The organism is Mesorhizobium sp. M7A.F.Ca.CA.004.12.1.1 (assembly GCF_003997835.1).
GTDB lineage: Bacteria > Pseudomonadota > Alphaproteobacteria > Rhizobiales > Rhizobiaceae > Mesorhizobium.
The window spans coordinates 1-12,838 of sequence record NZ_RZRK01000073.1 but is presented as its reverse complement, the minus strand read 5'-3'; the positions used below and the strand labels follow the sequence as shown (position 1 = coordinate 12,838).

Sequence of the window (12,838 nt, the reverse complement as noted above, 5' to 3'; positions counted from 1 at the left end):
CAGGCGGTTGACGAGGTCGGCTTCGTGCTGGCCAACCGCTCGGCCGGCAGGATCGCCGCCGAATAGGCTTTGTCACCAGATTGCGATCGAAACAGGCGAGGGCAGCGCCCTCGCTTACCCGCAATTTACGACCGCCCGCTAAAAACGTTCCTGTCTGATTCGTCTGGGACAGGAACGTCATGAGCAAAGCCCTCACATCCTTCGCACTGGTCGCCGTGCTGACCGCCTTGCTCATGGCGTTGAGCCTGGCTGTGGCCAGGCACGGCTATCCCTATGGCGCGATCGGCGTCAGGCGCCTTGACGGCATTGCCGACGCCGGCGTGTTCATCCCGATTGCCGCTGTCTATTTCTTCAGCGCGATGCTGATGATGATCCTGCCGATCAGGGCGGCCGGCATCGTCCTGACCCATGCCGCCGACGCCCTTTTCTGGACCGTGATCGCGCTGTTTGCGACCATCGTCGGCTGTCTGGTCGCCAGATGGGCGTTTGGGCAGGGCAGCGCCGTGTGGGCGCTGCTGAACTGGCGGTTCCTGTTTGCCGCGGCGGTCGTCGGTTGTCACTTCGTCATGAACGAGCTGCGCCGCAACGTGCTGCTGCGCAGCCTGTTCTTCGTGGTCTTTGCCGCCGCAACGCTGGCCTGCCTGTTCGGGTCGTTCACGCTCTGACCGGATCGCACTGCCGTCGGCTAGTCGGTTGATCCGGTCGCGATGTTGCTGGCGGCCGTTTCCATCCATGTCCAGAGATAAGTGGCAAGACCGCGGTCGACATGGATGCGCAGCTTGCCGTCAAGACGATAGACGACGGCGCTGATGCCGGCGAAGGAAAGTGCTGCACTGGCACTTGGCTTCGCGGGATCGAGCGTCGTTCCACGCGCGATGAAAGCGTCGAGCGCCATGCCCTCGGCCTCGAATATTTGCAACCCAGCGCTGATCGCCGTCACCGCGAACCCGTCTGCATGCCAGCCCGTGGCGATGGCGAGCGGGCTCTTCGATACGACGAGCAACCGGTCGCGCGCCAGCCGCGCCGCGTAGCGGTCGCCCTGTGCGATACCAAAGGCACCCACGCCAGTCCCGCCGATGCTGGAAGCCCGTGTCCACGCGTCGAGGTCGCCGCTGACCATCAACTGGTTGAGGTCGAGGACGGCTCGTATCGCAAGATCCGGCGTGGCGATGACTGCGCTCTGCCAGTCCGGAGTAATGGACCATTTTTCCGCGAGATCACGCATGCAGCCGGTCTCCTGCCGGGTCGAAGGCGCAAGGGGCGGTAATCGTCGCCTTGCTGATCTTGCCGAGATGCTGGATGTCTATCGTCTCGCCATGCCGCGTCGCACCGCGCTCGATCAGGCCAAGCGCAACCGGGCGGCCGAGCGTCGGGCTGTGGTAGCTCGAGGTGACAAAGCCTTGGCTGCGCAATCTGCCGTCGCTCCGTTTGATGCCATGCGCTCCGGTCGGCAGCGGCGCTTCGCCTTGCGGCACCGCCAATCCGACAAGCTGCATGCGGTTGTCACGCGAGGCCTCTTCGGTGAACAGCGAGCGGCGGCCGACGAACTCGGTCTGGCGCTTGACGCGCGGGCCGTCGACGCCGAGATCGTGCGGCAGGGTGGTGCCGTCAGTGTCCTTGCCAATGACGATAAAGCCTTTCTCGGCGCGCAGGATCATCAGCGCCTCCAGGCCGATGACGACGGCGTCGAACGCCTGGCCCGCCTTGCGCAGATGCGCCCATAACGGCTCGGCGCGATCGGCCCGGATCGAAATCTCGTAGCTCCTGTCGCCGGTGAAGCTGACGCGGGCAATGCGGACTTCGTTGCCGGCGTAGGTGCCATGACCGATGGCCATATGCGGAAGATCGGCGTCGCCGAGCGAGAGACCGAGATCCAGCGCTTCGAGCAGTTTTCGGGCGTTCGGTCCTGAAACTGTCAACGTTGCCATGTCCGATGTGGCGTTGTGAATATAGATCGCGCCGCGTCCGAAGCGGTCCTGTCGCCATTCCTCCAGCCGGGCGTGAACGGCAGCGACATGCGAGGACGAGCACGAGACGACAAAGCGATGCTCGCCCAGCCGCACCAGAACGCCGTCATCAAAGACCACGCCGTTCTCCGACAGCATGAAGCCGTAGCGGCAGCGGCCCGGCTTCAGCGTCGACATGGTGTTGTAGTACAGAAAATCCACGAATGCGGCCGCCTGCGGCCCGATCACCTCGATCTTGCCGAGTGTCGAACCGTCGAACAGCGCGACCGACTGGCGCGCGCGCCGTGCTTCGTCCGCGATCGAACGCTCCGCGTCAGCGCTGCCGCCATAATGGGCAGGGCGCAGCCAGCCGCCATATTCCTGGAAGACAGCGCCATTGGCGCGATGGACGTTTTCGAGCGGCAGCCGGCGCACCGGCGCCATCAACTCGCCGCCGCGCGCGCCGGCAAAGCTTGCCAGCGGCACCGGGGTGAATGGCGGACGATAGGTGGTGGTGCCGACCTCCGGCACCGTACGCCCGGTGATACCGGCCATCAGCGCCAGGCCGGGCAGGTTGGAGGTCTTGCCCTGGTCGGTTGCCATGCCGAGCGTGGTGTAGCGCTTCAGATGTTCGACCGAGACGAAGTTTTCGCGCGCTGCCAGTTCGACGTCCTTCACCGTCACGTCGTTCTGGTAATCGATCCAGATACGGCCTTTCGAGCCCGGAATCGGCCATGCCGGGAGAATGCCTCCCGTCGCCTCCGGTCCGGTGCTGCGCGGTAGGGGAGCCTTCGTCTGGCCGAGGGGTGCAAAGGCGGGGCCGGCGCCAGCAAACACCTCCGACAAGGAGACCGCGCCGGCTGCGGCGCCGATCACGGCGATGCCGTCGACCGGATCGCTTGGCAGGAAGGCGGCGCGCGCATCGCTCCAGGCGAGCTTGCCCTTGGCCTGGCCGAAGAGATGGATGGTCGGCGTCCACCCGCCGGAGACCAGGACGCAATCGGCATCGAACCTCGTGCCGTCGTCGAGCGTCACGCCGTCGACGCGCAGCTTGCCGCTGGCGGATGCGAGAGAACGCCCTTTGATCAACCGGGCATTGGCCGGCGCGGCAGGCGTGCCGTTGCGCCGGATGTCGACAAGCCTGACTTCGGCGCCGGCCTCGGCAAGCGCCCCCGCCACCTCATAGGCGCTGTCATTGTTGGTGGCGACGACGATGCGGCGGCCGACCAGCACAGCGTGGCGCCGGAGATAGGCGAACGCCGCATCCGCCGACATGATGCCCGGCAGATCGTTGTTGGCGAAAGGCAGCGGCCGCTCGATGGCGCCGGTCGCCAGCACGATCTGGCGCGGCCTGACCCGCCACAGCGTATCCGGCCGGCCGTCGAAATGGCGCTGATTCAGACCGACCAGATTGTGGTCGTAGATGCCGAAGGCGGTGGTCGAAGGCAGGATGAGGTGACCGCCAGCGACAAGCTCGGCAATCGTCTCCTTGACCCATACGGCCGCCGGCTTGCCGTCGATCTCCGCGGCACGATGGCCAAGCGATCCGCCGGGGCTCTGCTGGTCGTCTATCAATGTGACAGTCAGGCCAGCACCAGACGCCAGCCTTGCCGCTGCCAGCCCGGCCGGTCCCGCGCCTACAACCAGCACATCGCAATGATGGTTGATCTGGTCGGCCATGCCGGGCGAGGTCCAGTCGGCATCGACCGTGCCCAGCCCCGCCATGGCGCGGATGCGCGGCTCGAACCTGTGCCAGTCCGGCCACATGAAGGTCTTGTAGTAGAACGCGGCCGGGATGAAGCGCGCAAAACGGTCCAGGAAGGCGTGGCGGTCGGCCAGTGCGCTGGGCGTGGCATTGACGCTTTTCGCCACCAGTCCGTCGCGCGCCGGCTCGGTCGTGGCGCGCGTGTTGGGCGTCGCCCACAAGCCGCCGATATCGACCAGCGCGTTGGGCTCCTCGACGCCGGCGCCCCATATGCCGCGCGGCCGGTGGTATTTGAAGCTGCGGCCGACGACCGCGACGTCACCCGCCAGCAGCGCCGAGGCGATGGTGTCGCCGGCAAAGCCCTGCACGATGGTTCCGTCGAAGCTGAAGCGGATCGGGCGCGAGCGGTCGATGGCGCTGCCGCCGGTGGCAAGACGTGAGGCGGTCACGCGGCATGCTCCCCGTCGAGAGCGGCCGAAGACAGCACCTTGTGGGTGACGGTGTCCCGCTCCATGACGAAGAACTCGCCGCAAATCATGTGGACCCAGATCTCGCGCGCCGTGCCTTTCGGGTTGCCGCGCAGATAGAGGTAGCCAGCCCAGCGATCGGTCGGCACGTCGATGCCATCCGGCCTGACATTGCCGGCATCGCCGCCATAGTGGAATTCGGTTTCGTCGCGCGGGCCGCAGAATGGGCAAGGAAAGAGCTGCATGGCAAACCTCTAATGCGCGATGCCGGAGCCGGCCGCTTCGTCGATCAGCCGGCCGGTGGCGAAGCGATCGAGATCGAAGGGGCGGCTGATGTCGTTGTGTTTGCCTGACGCTAGCAATTGCGCCAGCAGCGTGCCGCCGGCGGGAATGGCCTTGAAGCCGCCCGTGCCCCAGCCGCAATTGAGGAACAGGCCGGGCAGCGGCGAGGGGCCGATGATCGGCGAGGAATCCGGCACCACGTCGACGATACCTGCCCATTGCCGCATCAGCTTGAGCTGGCCAAAGATCGGGAACATCTCCAGCACGCCGGCAATCACCGCCTCCAGCGTCGGCAAATTGCCGCGCTGCGCATAGGAAGGAATGCGGTCGAGGCCGCCGCCGATGACGATCTCGCCCTTGTCCGACTGGCTGACATAGACGCCGCAGCCGGGCGACAGCACCACCGTGTCGAGGATCGGCTTGACCGGTTCGGACACGCAGGCTTGCAGCGCATAGGAATTGATCGGAAGCCGGAAGCCGGCCTTGGCCGCCAGCACCGAGGAATGCCCGGCCACCGCCATTCCGATACGCTCGGCACGGATCGCGCCCCGCGAAGTCTGGACGCCGCGGCAGCGGCCGCCCTCGACGATGAAATCGGTGATCTCGCAGTTCTGGATGATATCGACGCCGAGCCGGCTCGCCGCCCGCGCGTAGCCCCAGGCGACGGCGTCATGGCGCGCCGTACCGGCCCTGCCTTGCCAGATGCCGCCGAACACCGGGAAGCGCGCATCGGCTGAGAAATTATAGATCGGCGCCACCCGGCGCACATCGTCAGGTGAAAACAGCTCGGCATCGATGCCGTTGATCTGCATGGCGTTGACGGTGCGCGCCCCGATCTCCATCTCGGCAGTCGAGTGGCACAGATTGACCATGCCGCGCTGCGACAGCATGACGTTGTAGTTCAGGTCTTTCGACAATCCCTCATAGAGCTGGTGCGCCAGCCCGTAGAGTTCGACACTTTCGGGATAATAGTAGTTGGAGCGTACCACAGTGGTGTTGCGCCCTGTGTTGCCGCCGCCGATCCAGCCTTTTTCCAGCACGGCCACCCTGGTGATATTGTGATTCTTTGCCAGGTAATAGGCCGTCGCCAGCCCATGGCCGCCGCCGCCGATGACGATGGCGTCGTAGGACGGCTTCGGCTCGGGCGATCGCCAGGCCGGTTGCCAGCCGGTCTGGCCAGCCAGGCCCTCCTTGAACAGCGACAGGGCGGAATAGCGTGTGGTCATGACGTGCCGGACAGGCCTGATGTTCGGAAAGAAATGTGGATCATCGAATGGTCTTTCGCACCGACGTCATCGGTTCGATCGGTCATGCCCGCATCGCCTTGCCCAGTGGATCATATGGCGACGAAGCGATGACGCGCGCATCTCTTTCGACGCCGACGATGTGGGTTGTCAACGGCGTATCGATATCGGCCGCTTCGCGCTCGACCAGCGCCATGGCGAGGCTCTTGCCGACCGTATGGCCATAGCCGCCGGAGGTGACGAAGCCGGCCAGCCTGCCTCTGTTCCAGACCGGCTCGTAGCCGCTGGCATCGGCATCCGCCGCGTCGATTTCGAGCGTCACCAGCGTGCGCCTCGATGGAGCCTTCTGCTCTTTCAGGGCCGCCTCGCGGCCGATGAAATCGCCCTTGTCGAAGGCGACCCAGCGGTCCATGCCGGTCTCATCAGGCGTATAGTCCTGCGTGAATTCGCGCGACCAGATGCCAAAGCTCTTTTCGAGCCGCAGCGAATTGACCGCGCTGAAGCCGTATTCGGTGACTCCCAGATCGCTGCCTGCGGCAAGTAGCGCGCGGCGCAGGCCCATGTGCTCATTGGCCCGGCAATGAATCTCGTAGCCGAGTTCGCCGATGACCGACAGTCGTCCGACCTTCGCCCGCACCAGTCCGACATCGAACGTCCTGCAGGCGAGAAAGCCGAACGCCTGGTGCGAAACGTCCTGATGTGTGAGGCGCTCAAGTAGCATTCGCGCATTGGGACCGGCGAGCGAGAAACCAACGACGGCGTCCGAAATGTCGCGAACGGTGACGCCATCGCTCATATGTTGCTCGAACCAGCGCATATGCCACTGGCGCAGATAGTAGGATCCCATGATCCACCAGGAGCCATCACCCCAATTGAAGACGGTGAGGTCGCCCTTGAGCTTGCCGTTTTCACCCAGCATCGGCGCGAGTTTTGCGCGACCCGGCCTGGGCAGCGCACAGGCGAGCAGCCGGTCGAGCCAGGCTTCGGCCTGCGGCCCGATGATCTCGTAGCGCGAGAAGGCTGATATATCGAGCAGGCCGACACCTTCGCGCACTTTGCGGCATTCCTGTGCGACAATGTCGAAGGCGTTGGAGCGCTTCAGCGTCGGTGTCTCGACGAAGCCTTGCGGCGCGAAATAGAGCGGCACTTCCATGCCCCATGAATTGCCCCAGCGCGCGCCCGCGGCCTCCATCGCGTCATGCGCCCCGGCCGTCTTCAAGGGCCGTCCCGCCGGCAACTGCTCGTTGGGATAGCTCATGACAAAGCGGCGCGAATAGAACTGCCCGGTGGTCTGCCTGATGTATTCGCGGTTGGAGGCGAAGTCGCCATAGCGGGCGATGTCCATGCCGTAGACATCGGCTTCCGGCTCGCCATGGATCATCCATTCGGCCAGCGACTTGCCGACGCCGCCGCCTTGCAGGAAACCGGCCATGACGCCGCACGCCACCCAGTAATTGGGCACGCCGCGCACCGGGCCGACCAGCGGATTGCCATCCGGCGAGAAGGTGAAGGCCCCGTTCACCCAGCGTTTGATGCCGGCTGTCTCCAGGCAGGGGTAACGGCTGAAGCCGAGCGCCAGTTCGTCGGCTATGCGGTCGGTGTCTTCCTGGATCAATTCGATGCCGTAGTCCCACGGCGCCCCATCCATGTTCCAGTGCTTGTGGTTGATCTCGTATATGCCGAGCAATAGACCCTTCTGCTCCTGGCGCATGTAGGTGAAACCTTCGAGATCGACGATCAGCGGCAATTCCTTGTCCAGCGCCTGGATTTCGGGCAATGCCTCGGTGACGAGATAATGGTGCTCCATTGGCGATACCGGCAGGTCGATGCCGGCCATCCTGCCGACCTGCTTGGCCCACAGTCCGCCGGCATTGACGACGTGCTCGGCAATCACCGTGCCCTTCTCGGTGACCACGTCCCAACCGCCATCGGCGCGGCGGTTGAGATCCAGCACCCGGTTGTGCTCGATGATGTCGGCGCCGCGCAGCCTGGCTGCCTTGGCATAGGCGTGCACGACGCCCGAGGGATCGATATGGCCCTCGCGCGCGGCATAGAGGCCTCCCAGCATGCCGTCGGTGTTGAGGATCGGGCAGCGCTGCTTGATCTCATCGACACCGACCAGGTGGACATCGTCGATGCCCATGGTCTGGAAGATGCGGTAGGAGGCCTTGAGCCATTCCCAGCGCTCCGGCGCCGAGGCGACCGAGATGCCGCCGGTCATGTGCATGCCGATGCTCTGGCCCGATTCCTTCTCGACTTCGGAGAGCAGGTCGATCGTGTAGGCCTGCAGGGCGGCGATGTTGGGATCGGCGTTCAGCGCATGGAACCCGCCGGCCGCATGCCAGCTCGATCCCGCTGTCAGTACCTCGCGTTCGATCAGCGCGACGTCGTTCCAGCCGAACTTCGCCAAGTGATAGAGCACCGAGGCTCCAACCACGCCGCCGCCGATGACGATCGCCCTGTATTGGGATTTCATCCTGTCGCACTCCACCCATTCAGTGGGGCGAACCCTATCGGTATTGTACATATGTGTCTAGAGCTTGGAAAGGCGATGGAATGAGCGGCCCATGACTCCGCTCTGCGCCGATGCAGCAGAAGGGCTCCTCTGCTGCTGTCGGCAGCAAACGTGCTTGCTATTGGGATGCGCTAAGCGAAATCGTCAGGCCGCGGCGGCCGAGCGGGCCTTACTTATCGGTTGCGCGAAAGCGTCTTCTCGACATAGCGCGAGAAGTCTTCGACATCCTCCGCCGGAGGCTCCTGGCCGGTGAAGCTGCGCAGATAGCCGGCGACGTGAGGCAGGCGGCTGCTCATCGGCTCGTTGAGCTCAAGCGAGTAATAGCCGATCTGCATGAAGTACAGCACGCGGGCTCGCACGAACGCGTCTTCTTCCTCATAGCCGTGGCGCATGAACATGTCGCGGATGGCGTTGACACGCTCCTCGTCGGCCTCGTCGAGGGCGCGCCGGATGGCGGGCGAGCGGCGGGCCCAGGCCCTGATCGCGAAATCCAGCTGTGGATCGAACAGCCTTTCGTCCACCCAGCATTCGAAAATGCTCATCACCCCGCGAATGACGGTGGCGGATGGCCGCCTGGCGCGTTCGACGATGAATTTGGTGTTGGTCTGCCGCCAGTAATCCAGCAGCTGGTCGAGCAGATCCTGCCGGCTCTTGAAATACCAGTAGAAGCTGGAGCGCGACACATCGAGCTTCTGTCCAAGTGTCAGCACGCGGACGCGTTCGACACCGTCAGAGATCAATGTTTCGAGCGCAAGTTTCAGCCAGTCTTCGCGAGTGGCCTTGATGTTGCCGGTGGCGCCGGCGCGCTGAATCGTCGTTTCGAGAGCTGCCATCGGCACGACGCATGACATGCTGCCTCAGGCAAATCAAGGCTATGGACAGAAGTGTATAGAGGAAATCGGCCCAAGCCGGACGACGCACCATGGATGTTGGCCGCATCGAAGCTCGATGAGGCAATGTCGTCACCCGCCATCCGCGCGGCGCAAGCGGGGGGATTTTTGTCGCGGCTGCTGGTTCACTGTTTGCTTTCCCGCGAGGCAATTGTCTGGCAAATACCAGTTCAGACAGATGCCCGCGCGGCCAACAAGCAGGAACACACGATATGACGCTGTTTCGAAAGAACCTCATCGATGGCGAATGGGTCGGCGAGGCCGGTTCGCGCAACATCAACCCCTCGGATACCGGTGACATCGTCGGCGATTATGCCTCGGCGGGTGTCGAACAGGCCAAGCAGGCGATCGCCGCGGCCAAGGCAGCGTTCCCGGCTTGGTCCCGTTCCGGTCCGCTGGCGCGTCACGCGGTGCTGAAAAAGGCCTCCGACGAGATTCTGGCGCGCAAGGACGAGATTGGCCGCAATCTCGCGCGTGAGGAAGGCAAGACGCTGGCCGAAGGCATCGGCGAGACCATTCGCGCCGCCCAGATATTCGATTTCTTTGCCGGCGAAACGTTGCGTTTGACCGGAGAGGTCGTGCCGAGCGTGCGACCGGGCGTCGGCGTCGAGATGACGCGCGAGGCGGTCGGCGTGGTCGGCATCATCACGCCGTGGAATTTTCCGATCGCCATTCCGGCCTGGAAGATCGCCCCGGCGTTAACCCACGGCAACACTGTCGTCTTCAAGCCGGCGGAGCTGGTTCCCGAGAGCGCCTGGACCATCGTCGATATCCTGCATCGCGCCGGCCTGCCAAAGGGCGTGCTCAATCTGGTCATGGGCAAGGGCTCGGTCGTCGGCCAGGCGATGCTCGACAGTCCCGACGTCAACGCCATCAGCTTCACCGGCTCGGTCGGTACCGGCAAGCGCGTTGCCGCGGCAAGCATCGAACACATGCGCAAGTTCCAGCTTGAAATGGGCGGCAAGAACCCTCTGGTCGTGCTCGACGATGCCGATCTTGCGATCGCCGTCGATTGCGCGCTCAATGGCGCCTTCTTCTCGACCGGCCAGCGCTGCACTGCGTCATCCAGGCTGATTGTGGCTGACGGCATTCACGACCGTTTCGTCGATGCCCTCAAGGACCGCATGAGCAAACTGGTCATCGGCGATGCGCTCGACGCGCAGACCCAGATCGGTCCTGTCGTCGACGCGACGCAGCTGAAGCAGGACGAGGACTATATCGCCATCGGCGTCAGGGAAGGTGCCACGCTCGCCTTCGGCGGCGAGCGGCTCGACCGCAAGACGCCAGGCTTCTATCTGCAGCCGGCATTGCTCACCGAGGCCACCAATGCCATGCGCAGTTCGCGCGAGGAGATTTTCGGACCTGTCGCCAGCGTCATTCGCGTCAAGGACTATGACGAGGCGCTTTCCGTCGCCAACGACACGCCCTTCGGCTTGACCTCCGGCATCTGCACCTCGAGCCTCAAGCATGCCACGCACTTCAAGCGCAATTCGGAGGCCGGAATGGTGATGGTCAACCTGCCGACGGCGGGTGTCGATTTCCATGTTCCCTTCGGCGGCCGCAAGGGCTCGAGCTATGGGCCGCGCGAGCAGGGCCACTATGCGGCGGAGTTCTACACCACGGTGAAGACGGCCTATACGTTCGCAGGCTGATCGGCCGTCGACTGATCAGCCTGACTGATCGGTCACTGCCGACCATGCCGGCAACACCGCCATGCACATCTGGATTGGAGCGGCGCGAAAGGATGACAGCGCAAGATCTGACATGGCTTAACCCGCCGCCGCACCACGCCATCGAGGGCGATAGCGTTCGTGTGCGCACCGGCAAGGAGACCGATTTCTGGCGCGAGACCTTCTACGGTTTCTGGCGCGACAACGGCCACTTCCTGCACCGGCCTGTCGAGGGCGATTTCAGCGCCGAAGTCACGGTCAAGGGCGACTACGAGGTCCTCTATGATCAGGCCGGGCTGATGGTCCGGCTCAGCGAAACGCACTGGATCAAGGCCGGTATCGAGTACACCGACGGCCTTGCCTATTTCTCCGTCGTCGTCACCAACGACACGTCAGACTGGTCGCTGGTCGCCATTCATGCCGATCCGAACGGCGTCAGGATCCGGTTGACCCGTCACGCCGAGGCGATCCGCGTCCAGTACCTCGACGCTTCCGACAGCCACTGGAAGCCTGTGCGGCTTGCCTATTTCCCGACCTCGAAGACGGTCGACATCGGCATGATGTGCTGTTCGCCGCAACGCGAAGGCTTTGAGGTAACGTTCTCGGATTTCTCCCTCGGTCCGCCGATATCGCGGGAATTGCACGATTGAGACGTGCGGTCTTGCGCTGAACCGCAAGCACTTCGACCTTTGCCACAATCCGCCGTGTGCCTCCGGCCGAGCCGGGGGGTTGGCCGCGGCACTGCAGCCGGCGAGATCGTCAGCCAGTTGCGATGCCGCCAGACGGTTCGAAATTTTTGGCCCCTGGTTCGGCTCAAGGCGGTGCAAGGCAGGACGTTGCAACGCTATTGGCATCCGCGCTAGGAGTTGCCGATGGGCAGGTTTCGAAGGGCTGTCAAAAGAGCCGTCTACTCCAGGGCGCTAAGGTTTCTTGGCGTTCCGCCCGTGCTGTGGTCGCAGGGCATCGGGCATTTCTGCGATTTCGCCGGGCCGCGCTGGTATCGCAACGCGCCAACTGCATCTACGCAGAGCGAGGCATTTTTCCGCCAACATTACAGCGGCGCGCATGGCATCGTCTGGCTGCGCCTGAGCACCTTGTCCAGGGATGCGCAAACCTGCGACCTCGACACGTTTGTCAGGATCGTGCTGCCGACGATTACGGCACCATTCACGCTGCTGACGACCGATGGGGATGCTTCGGTGCCGTCGGATTTGGCGAAGGACACCGTCGACCAGCTTCTCGCCAACCCTTTCCTGGTCTCCTGGTACAGCCAGAATTGTGATGGCACTCACCCCAGGGTGAAGCCTTTCCCGATCGGGCTCGATCTTCACACGCCTAGGTCTCTTGCCACGCCGGCAGGGCTTGTGAAGCAACTGGAAATCATACGCGCCCGGCAGGATCATGTGGACCGCCGTCCGCCCAGGCTGTTCTCGGATTTCAGCATCAGCAATGGCTCGAGGCAGCGCCGGGAACTGCTTGATGCCCTGGGCGGATGTCCGCACGTCGATTTCCTGACGAAACGCGTCTCGCAGCGCTCGATCTGGCAACTGTACTCGCAATACCCGCTCGTGCTGTCCACCGAAGGCAACGGCCTGGACTGCCATAGGACATGGGAGCTGTTTTATCTCGGCTGCATCGTCGTCACCAGGACCTCGCCGCTCGACCCGCTCTACCAGGGCCTGCCTGTCATTATCGTCGACGACTGGCATGAGGTGAGGGACCCCGATGCGCCGAGACGCTGGATAGAGCAGGTCGCGCATCTGACCGACCGGGACCATGTTTGGCGACGCTTGCATCCGCAAACCTATCTCGGCCCCATTCGGCAAGAGCTTCAGCACGCATCCCGATAGGGCAGGCCACGAAATTCCGGTTGGACGCGGTGCGAAGCGGAGCTCCTGCAAGCGATGTGGAGCGACGTCGCTCCTCCATATCTGGTGGAGGGAGGGATCATGTGCCAGCCTCGTCCAGCCCCAGCCCGCCGCGGACGGCATTGCGGATGGCTTCTGGGCCGAACCTTGCCCAAACCGCTTGATGCGCGCGGATGCGCTGCCGTGCCCTGCGGTCCGCGTCCAGGCAAAGTCCGACAGCCGTCTCGGCAAGTCCTTCATCGGTATCCGAC

Annotated in this window: 10 protein-coding genes; 4 read left to right on the top strand and 6 right to left on the bottom strand. The window is 63.9% G+C overall.

Annotated elements, in window-relative coordinates:
* Nucleotides 1-179: 179 nt before the first annotated feature.
* Entirely contained in the window at nt 180-665 is a 486-nt protein-coding gene (locus EN984_RS06210; protein WP_127271656.1) for a hypothetical protein, read from the top strand.
* Nucleotides 666-685: 20 nt separating this feature from the next.
* On the opposite strand, the gene EN984_RS06205 is transcribed toward EN984_RS06210, so the two are convergent.
* From EN984_RS06205 to EN984_RS06180, 6 genes are all read right to left on the bottom strand, one after another.
* A complete protein-coding gene (locus tag EN984_RS06205) occupies nt 686-1,225 on the bottom strand; it encodes a hypothetical protein (protein ID WP_127271658.1) in 540 nt (179 codons plus the stop codon).
* Entirely contained in the window at nt 1,218-4,100 is a 2,883-nt protein-coding gene (locus tag EN984_RS06200; protein ID WP_127272030.1) for a sarcosine oxidase subunit alpha family protein, read from the bottom strand. Before EN984_RS06200 ends, EN984_RS06205 begins: the two co-directional genes overlap by 8 nt.
* The gene (locus EN984_RS06195; protein WP_127272032.1) at nt 4,097-4,363 is read right to left on the bottom strand and encodes a sarcosine oxidase subunit delta; all 267 of its coding nucleotides are present in this window, start codon (nt 4,361-4,363) and stop codon (nt 4,097-4,099) included. Before EN984_RS06195 ends, EN984_RS06200 begins: the two co-directional genes overlap by 4 nt.
* Before the next feature lie 9 nt (nt 4,364-4,372).
* Nucleotides 4,373-5,626 carry a sarcosine oxidase subunit beta gene (locus EN984_RS06190; protein WP_127266942.1) on the bottom strand — a complete coding sequence of 418 codons (1,254 nt, stop codon included), beginning with the start codon at nt 5,624-5,626 and terminating at the stop codon, nt 4,373-4,375.
* 82 nt (nt 5,627-5,708) lie between these two features.
* Entirely contained in the window at nt 5,709-8,120 is a 2,412-nt protein-coding gene (locus EN984_RS06185) for an FAD-dependent oxidoreductase (protein WP_127266941.1), read from the bottom strand.
* Between the two features lie 212 nt (nt 8,121-8,332).
* On the bottom strand, nt 8,333-8,992 hold the full coding sequence (locus EN984_RS06180) for a TetR/AcrR family transcriptional regulator (protein ID WP_164748900.1): 660 nt from the start codon (nt 8,990-8,992) through the stop codon (nt 8,333-8,335).
* Nucleotides 8,993-9,261: 269 nt separating this feature from the next.
* Here EN984_RS06180 and EN984_RS06175 point away from each other — a divergent pair, with 269 nt between their 5' ends.
* The 3 genes from EN984_RS06175 (at nt 9,262) to EN984_RS06165 (ending at nt 12,569) form a co-directional block, all read left to right on the top strand.
* Nucleotides 9,262-10,701 carry an aldehyde dehydrogenase family protein gene (locus EN984_RS06175; RefSeq protein ID WP_127266939.1) on the top strand — a complete coding sequence of 480 codons (1,440 nt, stop codon included), beginning with the start codon at nt 9,262-9,264 and terminating at the stop codon, nt 10,699-10,701.
* Between the two features lie 92 nt (nt 10,702-10,793).
* Nucleotides 10,794-11,369: a DUF1349 domain-containing protein gene (locus EN984_RS06170; protein ID WP_127266938.1), complete on the top strand. Its 576-nt coding sequence runs from the start codon at nt 10,794-10,796 to the stop codon at nt 11,367-11,369.
* Nucleotides 11,370-11,663: 294 nt separating this feature from the next.
* Nucleotides 11,664-12,569: a hypothetical protein gene (locus EN984_RS06165; RefSeq protein ID WP_245456861.1), complete on the top strand. Its 906-nt coding sequence runs from the start codon at nt 11,664-11,666 to the stop codon at nt 12,567-12,569.
* Nucleotides 12,570-12,838 lie beyond the last annotated feature (269 nt).